This window comes from Streptomyces mobaraensis NBRC 13819 = DSM 40847 (assembly GCF_017916255.1).
Classification (GTDB): Bacteria; Actinomycetota; Actinomycetes; order Streptomycetales; family Streptomycetaceae; genus Streptomyces; species Streptomyces mobaraensis.
Window position 1 is genome coordinate 2,458,619 of sequence record NZ_CP072827.1, and the last position, 16,462, is coordinate 2,475,080.

15 protein-coding genes are annotated in these 16,462 nt (G+C 72.7%); 4 read left to right on the top strand and 11 right to left on the bottom strand.

Annotation, left to right across the window (positions count from 1 at the left end):
- Positions 1-9: 9 nt before the first annotated feature.
- Entirely contained in the window at positions 10-1,005 is a 996-nt protein-coding gene (locus J7W19_RS10305) for a PhoH family protein (RefSeq protein ID WP_078588009.1), read from the bottom strand.
- Between the two features lie 152 nt (positions 1,006-1,157).
- Entirely contained in the window at positions 1,158-2,357 is a 1,200-nt protein-coding gene (locus J7W19_RS10310; RefSeq protein ID WP_078588010.1) for a PfkB family carbohydrate kinase, read from the bottom strand.
- A 66-nt stretch (positions 2,358-2,423) separates the two neighbouring features.
- Here J7W19_RS10310 and J7W19_RS10315 point away from each other — a divergent pair, with 66 nt between their 5' ends.
- Positions 2,424-3,746, top strand: coding sequence for a 6-phospho-beta-glucosidase (locus J7W19_RS10315; protein WP_040889684.1), 1,323 nt, complete (start codon positions 2,424-2,426; stop codon positions 3,744-3,746).
- A gap of 139 nt (positions 3,747-3,885) precedes the next feature.
- Positions 3,886-4,707 carry an HAD family acid phosphatase gene (locus tag J7W19_RS10320; protein WP_040889665.1) on the top strand — a complete coding sequence of 274 codons (822 nt, stop codon included), beginning with the start codon at positions 3,886-3,888 and terminating at the stop codon, positions 4,705-4,707.
- A 9-nt stretch (positions 4,708-4,716) separates the two neighbouring features.
- Here the strand turns inward: J7W19_RS10320 and J7W19_RS10325 are convergent, their stop codons facing one another.
- The 6 genes from J7W19_RS10325 to hrcA all read right to left on the bottom strand — a co-directional run bounded on the left by J7W19_RS10325 (position 4,717) and on the right by hrcA (position 10,396).
- Complete coding sequence (locus J7W19_RS10325) at positions 4,717-5,628, bottom strand: ribonuclease Z (protein WP_004944359.1); 912 nt, start codon at positions 5,626-5,628, stop codon at positions 4,717-4,719.
- A 24-nt stretch (positions 5,629-5,652) separates the two neighbouring features.
- Positions 5,653-6,012, bottom strand: a complete 360-nt coding sequence (locus tag J7W19_RS10330; protein WP_004944362.1) for a histidine triad nucleotide-binding protein — start codon at positions 6,010-6,012, stop codon at positions 5,653-5,655.
- Positions 6,013-6,095: 83 nt separating this feature from the next.
- On the bottom strand, positions 6,096-6,845 hold the full coding sequence (locus tag J7W19_RS10335) for a 16S rRNA (uracil(1498)-N(3))-methyltransferase (RefSeq protein ID WP_004944367.1): 750 nt from the start codon (positions 6,843-6,845) through the stop codon (positions 6,096-6,098).
- Positions 6,842-7,972 carry a nitronate monooxygenase gene (locus tag J7W19_RS10340; RefSeq protein ID WP_051072583.1) on the bottom strand — a complete coding sequence of 377 codons (1,131 nt, stop codon included), beginning with the start codon at positions 7,970-7,972 and terminating at the stop codon, positions 6,842-6,844. Before J7W19_RS10340 ends, J7W19_RS10335 begins: the two co-directional genes overlap by 4 nt.
- Before the next feature lie 270 nt (positions 7,973-8,242).
- Entirely contained in the window at positions 8,243-9,379 is a 1,137-nt protein-coding gene (dnaJ, locus tag J7W19_RS10345; RefSeq protein ID WP_004944375.1) for a molecular chaperone DnaJ, read from the bottom strand.
- On the bottom strand, positions 9,380-10,396 hold the full coding sequence (gene hrcA, locus J7W19_RS10350; RefSeq protein WP_004944378.1) for a heat-inducible transcriptional repressor HrcA: 1,017 nt from the start codon (positions 10,394-10,396) through the stop codon (positions 9,380-9,382).
- Positions 10,397-10,615: 219 nt separating this feature from the next.
- Here hrcA and J7W19_RS10355 point away from each other — a divergent pair, with 219 nt between their 5' ends.
- Together J7W19_RS10355 and J7W19_RS10360 are read left to right on the top strand one after the other, a co-directional pair.
- A complete protein-coding gene (locus J7W19_RS10355; protein ID WP_004944382.1) occupies positions 10,616-11,362 on the top strand; it encodes an MBL fold metallo-hydrolase in 747 nt (248 codons plus the stop codon).
- A 33-nt stretch (positions 11,363-11,395) separates the two neighbouring features.
- Positions 11,396-12,226: a DUF3097 domain-containing protein gene (locus J7W19_RS10360; RefSeq protein ID WP_004944385.1), complete on the top strand. Its 831-nt coding sequence runs from the start codon at positions 11,396-11,398 to the stop codon at positions 12,224-12,226.
- Here the strand turns inward: J7W19_RS10360 and J7W19_RS10365 are convergent.
- The 3 genes from J7W19_RS10365 to J7W19_RS10375 form a co-directional block, all read right to left on the bottom strand.
- Complete coding sequence (locus J7W19_RS10365) at positions 12,223-12,807, bottom strand: Uma2 family endonuclease (RefSeq protein WP_106429613.1); 585 nt, start codon at positions 12,805-12,807, stop codon at positions 12,223-12,225. The two genes, J7W19_RS10360 and J7W19_RS10365, sit on opposite strands and share 4 nt — an antisense overlap.
- A gap of 83 nt (positions 12,808-12,890) precedes the next feature.
- On the bottom strand, positions 12,891-14,123 hold the full coding sequence (gene hemW, locus J7W19_RS10370; RefSeq protein ID WP_004944390.1) for a radical SAM family heme chaperone HemW: 1,233 nt from the start codon (positions 14,121-14,123) through the stop codon (positions 12,891-12,893).
- A gap of 309 nt (positions 14,124-14,432) precedes the next feature.
- Positions 14,433-16,322, bottom strand: coding sequence for an AMP-dependent synthetase/ligase (locus J7W19_RS10375; protein WP_004944393.1), 1,890 nt, complete (start codon positions 16,320-16,322; stop codon positions 14,433-14,435).
- Between the last annotated feature and the right edge of the window lie 140 nt (positions 16,323-16,462).

The following is a 16,462-nucleotide window of genomic DNA, read 5'->3' on the forward strand; positions in this document are numbered from 1 at the left end:
CTCAGCTTTTTACTTTCCCTCGCCGCGGCTGTCGTACTTCTCGTACGCGTCCACGATACGGCCGACCAGCTTGTGCCGGACGACGTCGTTGCTGGTGAGGCGCGAGAAGTGGACGTCCTCGACACCCTCCAGGATCTGCTGGACCTGCCGCAGGCCGCTCTTGGTGCCGCCGGGCAGGTCGACCTGGGTGACGTCACCCGTGATCACGATCTTGGAGTCGAACCCGAGCCGGGTGAGGAACATCTTCATCTGCTCGGGGCTGGTGTTCTGCGCCTCGTCGAGAATGATGAATGCATCATTCAACGTTCTGCCCCGCATATATGCGAGCGGCGCGACCTCGATCGTCCCCGCCGCCATCAGGCGCGGGATCGAGTCGGGGTCGATCATGTCGTGCAGCGCGTCGTAGAGCGGGCGCAGGTACGGGTCGATCTTCTCGTAGAGGGTGCCGGGCAGGAAGCCGAGGCGTTCGCCGGCCTCGACGGCGGGGCGGGTCAGGATGATGCGGTTGACCTGCTTGGACTGGAGGGCCTGCACGGCCTTGGCCATGGCCAGGTAGGTCTTGCCGGTGCCCGCGGGGCCGATGCCGAAGACGACGGTGTGCTTGTCGATCGCGTCCACGTACCGCTTCTGGTTGAGCGTCTTGGGACGGATGGTGCGGCCGCGGTTGGAGAGGATGTTCTGGGTGAGCACCTCGGCGGGCGTCTCGGGCTGGGACTCGGCGTCCCGCAGCATGGCGATCGAGCGTTCCACCGCGTCCTCCGTCATCGGCGCACCGGTCCGGAGCACCAGCATCATCTCGTCGAACAAGCGCTGGACGAGGGCGACTTCCCGCCGGTCCCCCGTGGCGCTGACCTCATTGCCCCGTACGTGGATGTCCGTCGCCGGGAACGCGTTCTCGATCACGCGCAGGAGGCTGTCCCCGGAGCCCAGCACGGTCACCATGGGGTGCTTGGCGGGGACCGTGAAGCGGGCTTGTGCCTGCGCTCGTGTGGGTGTCTGAGTCATGGGCCGGCACTGTGGCCTGCTCATCCCTCTTTCCGTGTCCGTGCGTGCGTCCGGCGGCGGGCGCTCTCGCGTCCGTCCGCCCCGTACGGTCCAGGGTACGCCGGTGACCGGACGGGCCCGAGGGGATTTCGGCGCCCCTCCCCGCCCCGGCCTCACGCCCCCCGGAAGCCCAGCGTGGGCTGCGCGCGGCGGAGCGGCCAGGGGCGGGCGGCGCCGGGCAGCAGGCCGTCGAGGAAGGCGTACCGGCGGAGGGTGTCGCGGGACTGGTCGTCGTAGGCGCGGACGTGCTGCCACCAGGCGGCGACCTCCCGCCAGCCGGGGGCGGAGAGCGAGCCGCCGAACTCCTGGACGGAGAGGGCGGAGGTCAGGCAGGCGAAGGCGAGGCGGTCGGCGAGCGGCCAGTCGGCGAGGGTGCCGGCGACGAAGCCGGCGACGAACACGTCCCCGGCGCCGGTCGGGTCGAGGGCCTCGACGACGATCGCGGGGACCTCGGCGGTCTCGCCGGTGCGCCCGTCGGCGGCGTAGGCGCCCTTCTCACCCATGGTGACGACGGCCAGCGGGACCCGGTCGGCGAGGGCGCGGGCGGCGGCCCGCGGGCAGTCGGTGCGGGTGTAGCGCATGGCCTCCTCCGCGTTGGGGAGGAACGCCTCGCAGTGCTCCAGGTCGGCGAGGTCGGACGGGTCCCAGCGGCCGGTGTCGTCCCAGCCGACGTCGGCGAAGACGCGGCTGCCGGAGCGGGCGGCGTTGGCCAGCCACTCCTCCCGGCGGCCGGGGACCAGGAGGGCGACGGCGGCCTTGGCCGGGACGGGGCCGACGGGGGCGGGGGGCTCGGGCGGCGGCGCCTCGTGGCCGTGCGAGACCATGGTGCGCTCGCCCTCGTAGGCCATGGAGACGGTCACCGGCGAGTGCCAGCCGGGGACCGTCCGGGAGGGGCCGAGGTCGATGCCCTCGCCGCGCGAGAGCGCCTCCCAGCAGTACTCGCCGTACATGTCGTCGCCGAAGGCGGCGGCGAGGGTGGTGCGCAGGCCCAGCCGGGCCAGGGCGGTGGCCATGTTGGCGACGCCGCCGGGGCTGGAGCCCATCCCGCGCGCCCAGGACTCGGTGCCGCGCACGGGGGCGGAGTCGAGGCCGGTGAAGATGATGTCGAGGAACACGGTGCCGGTCAGATAGACGTCGAACTCCGGTCCGCCCTCCGCCCGTACGCCCGCGAGGGGGTCGAGCACCGGGGCCTGCCCGGCGAGCGGCGCCAGGGGTCCACCCGTGGCCGGCGCTCTCCCCGGACGGCTTCCCGGCCGGCGCCGGGCGCCCGCCTCGGCAGGGTCCGCAGAGGCACGGTCCGCAGAGATCGTCATGCTTTCGCTGCTCCTCTCAGGGGTGCGGTCCGGACAGTGTGCCCGATGCTGCGGTACGTTCCGGCCATGAGGCTGACGATTCTCGGCGGTGGCGGCTTCCGGGTGCCGTTGGTGCACCGGGCCCTTCTTGACGACGCGCGGCGCGACGCACCCGGCCGCGTGACCGAACTGGTGCTGTTCGACACGGATTCGATGCGGGCGCGGGTGATCAGATCCGTGCTCGCCGCGCAGGCGGCGGGGGTGCCCGGCGCCCCCTCCGTCCGGGTGGCCGACGACCTGGACGACGCCCTGCGCGGCACGGACTTCGTCTTCTCCGCGATCCGCGTGGGCGGGACGGCGGGACGGGTGCGGGACGAGCGGATCGCCCTGGACGAAGGGGTGTTGGGGCAGGAGACGGTCGGCGCGGGCGGCGTGCTGTACGGGCTGCGGACGATCCCGGTGGCCCTGGACATCGCCCAGCGGGTGGCCGAACTCGCCCCGGACGCGTGGGTCATCAACTTCACCAACCCGGCCGGCATGGTGACGGAGGCGATGTCCGCCGTCCTGGGTGACCGCGTGATCGGCATCTGCGACTCACCCGTGGGGCTGGTACGCCGCGCGGCACGGGCGGCCGGCGCCGACCCGGAGCGGGTGGAGTACGACTACGTGGGGCTCAACCACCTCGGCTGGCTGCGCCGGTTGACGCTGGACGGCCGGGACCTGCTGCCGGGCCTGCTGGGCGACGGCGAGGCGCTCGCCACGTTCGAGGAGGGGAAGCTGTTCGGCGCCGAGTGGCTGCGGGCGCTGGAGGCGCTGCCCAACGAGTACCTCCAGTACTACTACTTCCGGCGCGAGACGCTGCGGGCGACGAGCGACGCGGAGCACACGCGCGGCGAGTATCTCGACCGCCAGCAGGGCGACTTCTTCTCCCGGGCCGCGGACGCGCCGGAGCGGGCGTACGAGCTGTGGGAGCGCGCCCGGCTGGAGCGCGAGGAGACGTACGGCGCCGCGAGCCGGGCGGCGAGCGGGGGCTGGCAGCGGGACTCCTGCGACCTGGAGGGCGGCGGCTACGAGCGGGTGGCGCTGGCGCTGATGCGGGCCGTGGCCCGGGACGAGCGGACGCGGCTGATCCTCAACGTCCGCAACATGGGCACCGTCCCGGAGATCGACCGTGAGGCGATCATCGAGACGGTGTGCGAGGTGGGCGCCAAGGGCGCGCGGCCACTGCCGTGCGACCCGCTGCGCGCGGATCAGCTCGGGCTGATGTTCCAGCTCAAGGCGGTGGAGCGGGCGGTGATCGAGGCGGCGGTGAGCCGGGACCGGGACGCCGCGCTCCGGGCGCTGGCGCTGCATCCGCTGGTGGACTCGCCGGCGGTGGCGGCGCGGATCCTGCAGCGGGCGGGGGCGTGAGGAACCGGGTGCGGGCGGGGGCCCGAAGAGCCCGGTACGGCCCTTTCGGTGATCTTCGGCGACCCTCCGGCGGAGGGTGATCCATCCGACATTGACCGGGTGTGGAGTGGGGCCCTAGCTTCGCGCTGCACCCGCTCACATGTTCATCAGGAGTTCATACGTGTCGCCTTCGCTGAAGTCTTCCTCCCGGCGCGTCCGCATGGCCGTCGCCGGTGCCGCCGCCGTCGCCGTCGGCGCCGGCCTGTTCGCGACCGGCGCGGCGACCGCGGACCGCTCGGTGCCCCGCTCGGACAAGGAGATCCCGAACCTCACCCTCGTCCAGGAGAAGATCAAGGCGTACTACGGCGACACCGTCGACAAGAAGGGCGAGCACTACGCCTCCCCGAAGAGCAGCTACGCCCAGCAGGTCGCCGAGATCGAGAAGAAGGCCAAGGCCCACCTCGAGGGCGTCGTGCGCAACGCCCCCCGGAAGGGCGCGAAGCCGGCCATCGTCCTCGACGTGGACGACACCACGCTGCTGACCTACAACTACGAGCTGAAGCAGGGGTTCCACTTCACGCCCGAGTCGCAGGACGCGTACCTGAAGTCGACCGACATGACCGCCGTCTTCGGCATGCCGAAGCTGGTCAACTGGGCGCAGTCGAAGGGCATCACGGTCTTCTTCGTGACCGGCCGCGACGAGCACCAGCGCGCGTGGAGCGTGCGCAACCTGAAGAACGCCGGGTACAAGCCGGCGGCCGACCGGGCGCACTTCTTCCTGAAGGACAAGAAGAACCCGCCGTCCTACCTGAAGTGCGGCGCGACCTGCACCACGGTCGAGTACAAGTCCGGCACCCGCAAGCACATCGAGGCCCAGGGCTACCGCGTCGTCGCCAACTTCGGCGACCAGTACAGCGACCTGCGGGGCGGCGCCTCGGGCCGTGAGTTCAAGCTCCCGAACCCGATGTACTACCTGCCGTAAGGCCCTCGTTCACCGTTTCCGCTGGGGAACGGGAACGCGTGTGAGGTCCCGGGCGACGGTGAGCTCCCCGTCGTAGCCCGCCGCCCGGGCCTGCCGTTCGAAGACCTCCGGGTCCGCGTACCGCTGCGAGAAGTGCGTCAGCACCAGGTGCCGCACCCCGCTCTCGGCCGCCACCCGCGCCGCCTGACCGGCCGTCAGATGCCCGTGGTCGGCGGCCAGGGCCGCGTCCTCGTCCGTGAACGTGGACTCGATGACGAGCATGTCGCAGCCCTCCGCCAGGGCGTACACCCCGTCGCAGAGCCGGGTGTCCATCACGAACGCGAACCGCTGGCCGCGCCGCGGCTCGCTGACGTCCGCCAGCGTCACCCCGCCGAGGACGCCGTCCTTCTGCAGCCGGCCCACGTCCGGGCCGGCGATGCCGTGCTCGGCCAGCAGCGCGGGCAGCATCCGCCGTCCGTCCGGCTCCACGACCCGGTACCCGTAGGACTCCACGGGGTGGGAGAGCCGGCGCGCCTCCAGCGTGTACGACGGCGTCTCGGCCAGCACCCGGCCCTTGCCGGACACCGGCTCCTGGGCCAGCTCCACGGTCTCCCGGTAGGCGGTCGCGTAGCGCAGCCGCTCGAAGAAGCGGCGGCCGCTCGCCGGGTAGTGCGCGGTGACCGGGTGGGGCACCTGGTCCAGGTTGATCCGCTGGATCACGCCGGCGAGGCCGAGCGAGTGGTCGCCATGGAAGTGCGTGACGCAGATCCGGTTGAGGTCGTGGGCGGCCACCCCGGCGCGCACCATCTGGCGCTGGGTGCCCTCCCCCGGGTCGAAGAGCAGGCCCTCGCCGTCCCAGAGCAGGACGTAGCCGTTGTGGTTGCGGTGCCGGGTGGGCACCTGGCTGGCGGTGCCGAGGACGACGAGTTCACGTACGGACACGGTGGAGGCTCCCGTTGTGCGGTTCTAGCCGGGCGGCCAGTTGAGCCCGCGGCCGCCGAGCACGTGCGCGTGCGCGTGGAACACGGTCTGCCCGGCCCCGGCCCCGGTGTTGAAGACGACCCGGTACCCGGACCCGTCGATCTCCTCCCCGGCGGCCACCTCGCCCGCCTCCCGCAGTATGTCCGCGGCGATCAGCGGCTCGGCGGCGGCCAGCGACGCGGCGTCCGGGTAGTGCGCCTTGGGGATCACCAGGACGTGCGTGGGCGCCTGGGGGTTGATGTCCCGGAACGCCACGGTCGTCTCGGTCTCCCGGACGACCGTCGCGGGCACCTCCTTAGCGATGATCTTGCAGAACAGGCAGTCGGCCTGCGGTTCTCCCGCCACCGTGCACTCCCTCCGGGTCGTCGGCTGATCGTGATCGGATCGTACCGGGCGGGACTGACAACGGGCCCGGCCGCCGGCCCGGCTCAGCTCCAGCGGCCCGTGCGGCCCAGGAGGAGTGCTGTCGCCGCCGTGCCCGCTGTGGAGGTGCGGAGGACGGTGGGGCCGAGGCGGTAGGGGTGGGCGCCGGCGGCTTCGAAGGCCGCCAGTTCGTCGGGGGCGACGCCGCCCTCGGGGCCGACGACGAGGACGATGTCGCCGGTCGCCGGGAGGTCGGCGGTGGCCAGCGGGGTGCTGCCCTCCTCGTGGAGGACGGCGGCGAAGGCCACGTCGGTGAGAAGGGCGGCGACCTGGCGGGTCGTCATGAGGTCGGTGACGTCGGGGAAGCGGAGGCGGCGGGACTGCTTGCCGGCCTCTCTCGCCGTCGCGCGCCACTTGCCGAGGGACTTCAGGCCGCGGTCGCCCTTCCACTGGGTGACGCAGCGGGAGGCGGCCCAGGGGACGATCGCGTCGACGCCGGTCTCCGTCATGGTCTCGACGGCGAGTTCGCCGCGGTCGCCCTTGGGGAGCGCCTGGACGACGGTGATCCGCGGCTGGGGCAGCGGCTCGGAGCGGACGGAGGTGACGGCGACGTCGAGGTGGTCCTTGCCACTGACGGCGGCCACCGTGCCGTGCGCTCCCGTTCCCCGGCCGTCCGTCAGGACGATGTCCTCGCCGACGCGCAGCCGGCGGACGGAGACGGCGTGCCGGCCCTCGGGGCCGTCGAGGGGGAAGACGGTGCCGGGGAAGACGCCCGTGAGGGAGCCCTCCTCGACCAGGAAGACCGGCGCTGTCATGAGTCGCTCCCTCGCGATGGTGCTGTCAAGGACGCGCGGGCCGCGTCGAGTTCGGTGGCCAGGACCTCGACGAGGCGGGCCGCCGGGAGGTCGCGGGCCAGGCGGTGGCCCTGGCCCGCCCACAGGTTGACGGCCTGCGGGTCGCCGGCCGCGGCGGCGGCCTTGCGGAGACCGGCCGTCAGGTAGTGGACCTGGGGGTAGGCGGCGGGGGCGTACGGGCCGTGCTCCCGGATGAACCGGTTCACCAGCCCACGGGCCGGGCGCCCGGAGAAGGCGCGGGTCAGCTCGGTGCCGGTGAACAGCGGGTCGGTCAGCGCCCGTTTGTGCAGCTCGCTCGCGCCGGACTCGGGGCAGGCGAGGAACGCCGTGCCGAGCTGGGCCGCACAGGCGCCCGCGGCCAGCACGGCCGCTATCTGGGCGCCGCGCATCAGCCCGCCGGCGGCCAGCAGCGGCAGCGGGACCGCCTCCCGGACCTCGGTGAGCAGGGCGAGCAGCCCGGCACCGGCCCCGGTGCCGTCCAGCCGGGGGTCGTCGTGGTGGGTGCCCTGGTGGCCGCCGGCCTCGACGCCCTGGACGCAGAGCGCGGCGGCGCCCGCCTCCCAGGCGGTCCTGGCCTCGGCGACGGAGGTGACGGTCACCGCCGTCAGCGTGCCGGCCGCGGCGAGCGCCGCGAGGTCCTCGGCGGACGGGCAGCCGAAGGTGAACGAGACGACCGGAACGGGGTCGTCCAGGAGGATGGCGAGCTTGGCCTCGTACCCGTCGTCGGCGGCCCGGTCCCAGTCGCCCAGGGGCACGTCGTACCAGGTGGCCTCGCCCGCGAGTTGCTCGGCGTAGACCTCGACGGCCGCGGGGTCCGCGGCGGGCGGCTGCGGCATGAACAGGTTGACGCCGAAGGGCCGGGAGGTGCGGGCGCGGAGCTGCTTGATCTCCTCGTACATCGCGGCCGGCGTCTTGTAGCCCGCGGCGAGGAAGCCCAGGCCGCCCGCTTCGGAGACGGCCGCGGCGAGCGGTGGGCAGGAGCCGCCGCCCGCCATCGGGGCCTGCACGATCGGGAGCCGGAACAGGCCCGTCAGCGCGGTGTCCCCAACGGGTTCCCCTACGGATTCCCCAACGGATTCATAGGCCATGACCACATCGTGTCACGCCCACGGATCCGCGCCGAACGGAACCCGGGCCGAGGCGAACACGACCCGGGCCGAGACGAACACGACCTGGGCCGAGACGAACACGACCTGGGCCGAGGTGAACGCGAGACCGGAGCGCGTCGAACGAAAGCCGGACGCGCCCCGACGAACCCGGTCGCACCGAGACGGAGCGAGACCGCGCCGGGCCGGATCCGGGCACGAGCGGGCGCCCCCGGATCCGTCCGCTCCGCCGATACCCGGCGGGCCGCGTCCCTAGCGCCCGTTGAACGCGTCCTTCAGCCGCGAGAACAGCCCCTGCTGCCCCGGCTTGAACTCGCCCATCGGCCGCTCCTCGCCACGGATCTTGGCGAGCTGCCGGAGCAGCTCCTCCTGCTGCGCGTCGAGCTTGCCGGGCGTCGTCACCTCGACATGCACGACGAGATCGCCGCGCCCGCCGCCGCGCAGGTGCGTGACACCGCGCTGGTGCAGCGGGATCGCCTGGCCGGACTGGGTGCCGGGCCGGATGTCGATCTCCTCCAGGCCGTCCAGCGTCTCCAGGGGCACCTTGGTGCCCAGCGCGGCCGCCGTCATCGGGATGGTGACCGTGCAGTGCAGGTCGTCGCCGCGCCGCTGGAAGACCGGGTGCGGCTTCTCGTGGATCTCGACGTAGAGGTCGCCGGCCGGGCCGCCGCCGGGGCCGACCTCGCCCTCGCCCGCGAGCTGGATGCGGGTGCCGTTGTCGACACCTGCGGGGATCTTGACCGTGAGCGTCCGGCGGGACCGGACGCGGCCGTCGCCGGCGCACTCCGGGCACGGGGTCGGCACGACCGTGCCGAAGCCCTGGCACTGCGGACACGGGCGGGAGGTCATGACCTGGCCCAGGAACGAGCGGGTGACCTGCGAGACCTCACCGCGGCCGCGGCACATGTCACAGGTCTGCGCGGACGTACCGGGGGCGGCGCCCTCGCCGCTGCACGTGGTGCAGACGACGGCCGTGTCGACCTGGATCTCCTTGGTCGTGCCGAACGTCGCCTCGTCCAGGTCGACTTCCAGCCGGATCATCGCGTCCTGGCCCCGGCGGGTGCGCGAGCGCGGGCCGCGCTGCGACGCCTGGCCGAAGAAGGCGTCCATGATGTCGGAGAAGTTGCCGAACCCGGCTCCGAAGCCGCCGGCACCACCGCCGCCGCCCGACGACGAGAGCGGGTCGCCGCCGAGGTCGTAGACCTGCTTCTTCTGCGGGTCCGAGAGCACCTCGTAAGCGGCGTTGATCTCCTTGAACCGCTCCTGCGTCTTGGGGTCCGGATTGACGTCCGGGTGCAGCTCGCGGGCGAGGCGGCGGAATGCCTTCTTGATCTCGTCCTGCGAGGCATCGCGCCGTACGCCCAGGACCGCGTAGTAGTCCGTGGCCACTTACGACTCCGCCAGGATCTGTCCGACGTAACGTGCCACTGCGCGTACCGCTCCCATCGTTCCGGGGTAATCCATGCGGGTCGGTCCGACCACGCCGAGTTTGGCGACGGCTTCGTCGCCCGAACCGTAGCCGACGGCGACGACGGATGTGGAGTTCAGGCCCTCGTGTGCGTTCTCATGACCGATGCGGACGGTCATGCCCGAGTCCGTGGCCTCGCCGAGCAGCTTGAGGAGGACGACCTGCTCCTCCAACGCCTCCAGCACGGGCCGGATCGTCAGCGGGAAGTCATGACCGAAACGGGTGAGATTGGCGGTGCCGCCGATCATCAGCCGTTCCTCGGTCTCCTCGACCAGGGTCTCCAGGAGAACGGCCAGGACCGTCGAAACGGTTCCGCGATCGTCCTGCTCGAAGGATTCGGGGAGATCCTGCACCAGCCGCGGCACATCCGTGAACCGCCGGCCCACGACGCGGCTGTTGAGCCGCGCCCGCAGATCCGCCAGCGCCGTCTCGCCGACCGGCGCCGGGCAGTCGACCATCCGCTGCTCGACCCGCCCGGTGTCCGTGATCAGCACCAGCATCACCCGCGCGGGGGCGAGCGGCAGCAGCTCCACGTGCCGGACGGTCGACCGGGTCAGCGACGGGTACTGCACGACCGCCACCTGCCGGGTGAGCTGCGCCAGCAGCCGCACCGTGCGGGCCACCACGTCGTCCAGGTCGACCGCGCCGTCCAGGAAGTTCTGGATCGCTCGGCGCTCCGCGGAGGACAGCGGCTTGACACCCGCCAGCCGGTCGACGAAGAGGCGGTACCCCTTGTCGGTCGGGATCCGGCCGGCGCTGGTGTGGGGCTGGGCGATGAAGCCCTCCTCCTCCAGCACCGCCATGTCGTTGCGCACCGTCGCAGGGGACACGCCGAGGTGATGACGCTCGGTGAGGGCCTTGGAGCCGACGGGCTCCTCGGTGCCCACGTAGTCCTGGACGATGGCACGCAGGACCTTGAGCCTGCGTTCGCTCAGCATCCGCGCACACCTCCAGTCCAGCGGGTCCAGCCGTCTCGCGGGGTCCTCCCGGGGTCTTACCCGGGTCTCGTGCCTGGCACTCAAAGGTCACGAGTGCCAAACCCCACACGTCAGTGTACGGCGGCCCACCACGACCACGGCAAGGCAGTCGCGCTCCGTGCCCGTCCCGCGTACGCCTCCGGACGGGTCACCGTACCGCGCGGAGGTTAGGTTGCCGCCATGACGAACCACGGTGGGGAACGCCAGGAGCAGCACACGGGGGCGCGCTGGGAACGGCTCGCGCCGGGGGTGGCCCGGCGCAGGCTGCCCGGCTGGGACGCGACGACCGGGGCCGTCGCCGGGGAGGCGGGCGTCCTGGTGGTGGACACGGGGGCGACGCTCGGTGAGGGCGCCGAGATCGAACGCGAGGTGCGCGAGCTGTTCGGGCTGCCCGTGACGCACATCGCACTCACGCATGGTCACTTCGACCACGTCTTCGGCACCGCCGCGTTCGCGGGCGCGGCGGTGTGGGGGGCGGCGGGCCTCGCGGCCGGGCTCGTCCCGGCGGAACTGCGGGAGGACGCTGTCCGGTACGGGATGGACGCGCGGGACGCCGCCGGGGCCGCGGCCGGGCTGGTGGCCCCGGGCCACGAGGTCGCCGACGAAGCGGAGCTCGACCTGGGCGGCGGGCGGCGGGTCCGGCTCATCGCGCTCGGGGCCGCCCACAGCGGTCACGACCTGGCCGTCCTGGTGCCGGGGGACGGCGGGGCGCCGGCCGTCGTCTTCTGCGGCGATCTGGTCGAGGAGTCCGGCGAACCGCAGGCCGGCCCCGACGCCGCCCCGGCCGCCTGGCCGGCGGCCCTGGACCGGCTGCTCGCCCTCGGGGGCGACGACGCGGTGTACGTGCCGGGGCACGGCGCGGCGGTCGACGCCCGGTTTGTCCGTGAGCAACGCAACGCGCTGGCGCGGCGCTTCGGCGTGTCGTAGGCCGGAAGGGCGGGTTTTTCCTATCGTCTGCGCGTGCGCAGCAGACAGTACGACCCCGACCTGACGCCTCCCTGGAAGCGGAGCGTCCCCGTCCCGGAGGTGCCGGCCGAACCGGACCTGGTGGTGGAGGAGGTCACGACCGGCTTCTGCGGGGCGGTCGTCCGCTGCGAGAAGACCGCGCAGGGGCCGACCGTGACGCTGGAGGACCGCTTCGGCAAGCACCGCGTCTTCCCGCTGGAGCCGCGCGGCTTCCTGCTGGAGGGCCGCGTCGTCACGCTCGTCCGGCCCTCCGCGGCGCCGCACACACCGTCCGGCCCGGCCCGTACCGCCTCCGGCTCGATCGCCGTCCCCGGTGCCCGGGCACGGGTGGCGCGGGCCGGGCGGATCTACGTCGAGGGGCGGCACGACGCGGAGCTCGTGGAGCGCGTCTGGGGCGACGACCTGCGCGTCGAGGGCGTCGTCGTCGAGTACCTGGAGGGCGTCGACGATCTCCCGTCCATCGTCCGCGACTTCGGTCCCGGACCGGACGCGCGGCTGGGCGTCCTGGTGGACCACTTGGTGCCGGGTTCGAAGGAGTCGCGGATCGCGGCGGAGGTCACCGGCGAGCACGTGCTCGTCGTCGGGCATCCGTACGTGGACGTGTGGCAGGCGGTGAAGCCGTCGTCCGTGGGAATCGCGGGCTGGCCGTCCGTGCCGCGGGGACAGGACTGGAAGACGGGCGTCTGCCGGGCGCTGGGCTGGCCGGAGAACACGGGGGCCGCATGGCAGCGGATCCTGGCCGGGGTGCGGTCGTACAAGGACCTGGAGCCGGAACTGCTGGGGCGGGTGGAGGAGCTGATCGACTTTGTGACGGTGGGAAGTTAGCGGGGGGTGCCGGGGAGAGTGCGGAAGTCGGACGTGTCCAGGGTGATGCCGATCAGGTCGAGCGGCACGGGCTCGCCGAACTTGCTGGTGCGTTCCGTCCGGTAGTCGGCCTCCTCGCCGACGCCGAAGGGCTCGGTCAGCAGGACGCACTTGGCGGCGAACGGGTCGATGATCAGGTAACCGGGAACGCGGCCGGCCGCGTAGATCGAGCGCTTCTCGTGGTAGTCACGGTGGGTGCTGGTCTTGGAGACGACCTCCACGAGCAGCGTGGCGGCCGCGGCGGGGACCAGCCGGCCGGGGCCTTCGAAGGCTCCGCGCTCGACCACGAGAAGGTCGGGCTGCGGTTCGCTGTTCTCGCCGGGGATGGCGATGTCCTGGGTCGTCTTCCGCTGCCATCGGTCGCCGGGAACCTGGTCCCGAACGAGCTCGACGATGTCGTTGTGAACCCAGTCGGGCCCCGCCATCATCACGATGTCCCCCCGCAACAACTCGATCTTGTACCCCTCGAAGACCTCGGGGTGCTCGTCAATGAGAGCGATCAGTCGTTCGTCCACAGCCATCATCTCCGTGGTCCTCCGCATCGCCGCTCCTGGTTTCGGCGACAGCCTAGGGAGAGGCTAGGCGCAGACAGGGGCGATACGCCTCGGTTCACCCGATCAGGTAATCAGTCCACCAGGTCCCGCACCACCGCGTCGGCGAGCAGCCGCCCCCGCAACGTCAGCACGGCGCGCCCGGCCTCGTACGGCTCGGGCTGGAGCAGTCCGTCGGCCAGGGCCTTCTCCGCGGCCCGCGCGCCCGCCGGCTTCAGCAGGGACAGCGGGCAGCCGTCCACCAGGCGCAGCTCCAGCAGGATCCGCTCGACGCGCCGGTCCTCGTCGCCGAGGACCTCCCTCCCCGCCCCGGGCGAACGTCCCTCCGCCAGGGCCTGCGCGTAGGCGCCGGGGTGCTTGACGTTCCACCACCGCACCCCGCCGACGTGCGAGTGGGCGCCGGGTCCCGCGCCCCACCAGTCGGCGCCCCGCCAGTACAGCTCGTTGTGGCGGCAGCGGCCGGCGTCCGTGGTGGCCCAGTTGGAGACCTCGTACCAGGAGAAGCCCGCCGCCGTGAGCCGCTCCTCGGCGATGAGGTAGCGGTCGGCGTGGACGTCGTCGTCGGTCATGGGGACCTCGCCCCGGCGGATGCGGCGGGCCAGCTGGGTGCCCTCCTCGACGATCAGGGCGTAGGCCGAGACGTGGTCGGGGCCGGCGGCGACGGCGGCGTCCAGCGAGGCGCGCCAGTCGTCGTCGCTCTCGCCGGGGGTGCCGTAGATCAGGTCGAGGTTGACGTGCTCGAAGCCGGCGGCGCGGGCCTCGGCGACGCACGCTTCGGGGCGGCCGGGGGTGTGCGTGCGGTCGAGGATCCTCAGGACGTGCTGCCGGGCGCTCTGCATGCCGAAGGAGACCCGGTTGAAGCCGGCGGCCCGCAGTTCCTCCAGGTAGCGGGGGCCGACGGACTCCGGGTTGGCCTCGGTGGTGACCTCGGCCCCGGGGGCGAGCCCGAACTCGTCGCGGATGGCGGCGAGCATCCGGCCCAGGTCGGCGGCGGGCAGCAGGGTGGGCGTGCCACCGCCGACGAAGACCGTCTCGACCGGTCGCGGATCGTCGCCGAGCACCTTGCGCGCCAGCCGGATCTCCTCGGCGACGGTGTCGGCGTAGTTGTCGCGGGAGGCGAGGGCGCCGCCGGAGCCGCGCAGCTCGCTCGCGGTGTAGGTGTTGAAGTCGCAGTAGCCGCAGCGGGTGGCGCAGTAGGGGACGTGCAGGTAGAAGCCGAGGGGCCGCCGGCCCGCGTCGGCGAGGGCGTGCGGGGGCAGCGCCCCGTCGTCGGGCACGGGCTCGCCGTCGGGCAGTACGGAAGGCATGGGTCCATTGTCCGGCATGACGACGGGACGCCGGACCGGCCGGGCCGGATGGCACGGGTGCCGGCCGGCCCGTTGGGCGGCAGGGGGATGCCGGACCGGACCGTGCGGACGACGGTGAGTGCCGGCCCGTCCGGCGCGGAGGCCGGACCGTCTCGTCCGGCCGTCGGCTCGCCCGGCACCGGACGGGCCCCAGGCCGCCCGTAAGCCGCCGCCCCCGGGCCGCTGGGCGCGGGTGCCCGGAGCGCGGGGGCGCGCGGTGCCGGGTGCGCGCCGGGTGCGGCGCGCAGAGCCCCGGCGGCCGCCCGCCGGTCAGCGCTCCCGCGTCCCCTCGTACATCTCCTCGATCAGGTCCTTGTACGCCCGCTCGACGACGGGCCGCTTGAGCTTGAGGCTCGGTGTGAGCTCCCCGTGCTCCACGTCCAGGTCGCGCGGCAGCAGCCGGAACTTCTTGATCGTCTGCCAGCGCTGGAGGCCCTCGTTGAGCCGTCGGACGTACTCCCCGACCATCTCCTCGGTCTGCGGCGCGGCGACCACCTCGGCGTACGTCCGGCCGCCGAGGCCGTGGTCGGCGGCCCACTTCAGGAGGGCGGGCTCGTCGAGGGCGATGAGGGCGGTGCAGTAGTTCCGGTCGGCGCCGTGGACCAGGATGTTGGAGACGAACGGGCAGATGCCCTTGAAGCGGCCCTCGACCTCGGCGGGGGCGACGTACTTGCCGCCCGACGTCTTGATCAGGTCCTTCTTGCGGTCGGTGATGCGCAGGAAGCCGTCGGGCGACAGCTCGCCGATGTCGCCGGTGTGGAACCAACCGTCCGGTTCGAGGACTTCCGCCGTCCGCTCGGGCAGGCCGTGGTAGCCCTCCATGATCCCGGGCCCGCGCAGCAGGACCTCTCCGTCGTCCGCTATGCGCACCTCGGTGCCGGGGAGCGGCTTGCCGACGGTGCCGGTGCGGTACGCCTCGCCGGGGTTGACGAAGTTGGCGGCGCTGGTCTCGGTGAGGCCGTAGCCCTCCAGGATGTGGATGCCGGCGCCGGAGAAGAAGAGGCCGATGTCGGGGGCGAGGGCGGACGCGCCGGAGATGCAGGCGCGGAGCCGGCCGCCGAACGCCTCCCGGATCTTGGCGTAGACGAGGACGTCGGCGGCCTTGTGGCGGGCGGCGAGCGCGAAGGGGACGGAACGGCTGCCGGTGCGGCGGTAGTTGTCCTGTGAGGTTCTGGCGTACTCGCGGGACACCTCGGCGGCCCACTGGAAGATCTTGTACTTGGCCCCGCCGCCTTCCCGGGCCTTGGCGACGACGCCGTTGTAGACCTTCTCGAAGACGCGGGGCACGGCCGCCATATAGGTCGGCCGGACGACCGGCAGATTCTCGACGATCTTGTCCGGCCGGCCGTCGACGGCGGTGACGTGGCCGATGCCGATGTGCCCGGCCGTGAGCACCTTGCCGAAGACGTGGGCGAGCGGGAGCCAGAGGTACTGGACGTCGTCGGACCGGACCAGGCCGGTGGCCTCGATGGCGCGAGCCATGTACGACCAGCTGTCCTGGCGCAGGCGGACGCCCTTGGGGCGGCCGGTGGTGCCGGAGGTGTAGATGAGGGTGGCGAGCTGCTCGGAGCGAATCGCGGCGACCCGGTCGCGGACCAGCTCCGGCGCCTCCTTCAGGCGGGCCGCGCCACGTCGTTCCAGCTCGGCGAGGGAGAGCACCCAGCCCTCCGGATCCCCCTCGGCCGGCACCGCGTCCGCTTCGTCGATCACCACGACATGGGCCAGACCGGGCAGGCCGTCGCGCTGCTCACGGGCCTTGGCGAGCTGCGCGGCGTCCTCCGCGATGAGCACCTTGCTCTCGGAGTCGGCGAGCATGAACGCCGACTCCTCGGCGTTGGTGCTCGGGTAGAGCGGGGTGGTGGCGGCGCCGGAGCAGAGGATGCCCAGGTCGGCGAGGATCCACTCGACGCGGGTGTTGGAGGCGAGGGCGACGCGCTCCTCGGGGGCGACACCGAGGCCGATCAGCCCGGCGGAGATCGCGAACACCCGCTCGGCGGCCTGCTTCCAGGTGAGCGAGGCCCAGGCGGACGGGCCGCGGCCGGAGGGCGGCGGCACGGGATACCGGTACGCCTCGGCGTCGGGAGTGGCGGCGACACGTTCGAGGAAGAGCGTCGCCACGGAGGGCGGCCGGTTCTCGAGCAAAGTCCTGATGTCGGTCACGGCATCCTCCGGGGCCCGCCTCGTTGCTGGGTGACTCGCGAGTAACCTTCAAGCAGTGATCAGACTAGAGGCGTCGGGGCCGTCATGTAAGAGGCCCGGAAAGCCTTGTTGAAGCTGTGACCGAAAGTGATTGTTGGCGC

Excerpts from the sequence above, each read along its gene's own strand:
- J7W19_RS10305 (WP_078588009.1), bottom strand. The coding sequence starts at position 1,005 with ATGACTCAGACACCCACACGAGCGCAGGCACAAGCCCGCTTCACGGTC.
- J7W19_RS10310 (WP_078588010.1), bottom strand. The coding sequence starts at position 2,357 with ATGACGATCTCTGCGGACCGTGCCTCTGCGGACCCTGCCGAGGCGGGC.
- J7W19_RS10315 (WP_040889684.1), top strand. The coding sequence starts at position 2,424 with ATGAGGCTGACGATTCTCGGCGGTGGCGGCTTCCGGGTGCCGTTGGTG.
- J7W19_RS10320 (WP_040889665.1), top strand. The coding sequence starts at position 3,886 with ATGTTCATCAGGAGTTCATACGTGTCGCCTTCGCTGAAGTCTTCCTCC.
- J7W19_RS10335 (WP_004944367.1), bottom strand. The coding sequence starts at position 6,845 with ATGACAGCGCCGGTCTTCCTGGTCGAGGAGGGCTCCCTCACGGGCGTC.
- J7W19_RS10340 (WP_051072583.1), bottom strand. The coding sequence starts at position 7,972 with ATGGCCTATGAATCCGTTGGGGAATCCGTAGGGGAACCCGTTGGGGAC.
- hrcA (WP_004944378.1), bottom strand. The coding sequence starts at position 10,396 with ATGCTGAGCGAACGCAGGCTCAAGGTCCTGCGTGCCATCGTCCAGGAC.
- J7W19_RS10355 (WP_004944382.1), top strand. The coding sequence starts at position 10,616 with ATGACGAACCACGGTGGGGAACGCCAGGAGCAGCACACGGGGGCGCGC.
- J7W19_RS10365 (WP_106429613.1), bottom strand. The coding sequence starts at position 12,807 with ATGCGGAGGACCACGGAGATGATGGCTGTGGACGAACGACTGATCGCT.
- hemW (WP_004944390.1), bottom strand. The coding sequence starts at position 14,123 with ATGCCTTCCGTACTGCCCGACGGCGAGCCCGTGCCCGACGACGGGGCG.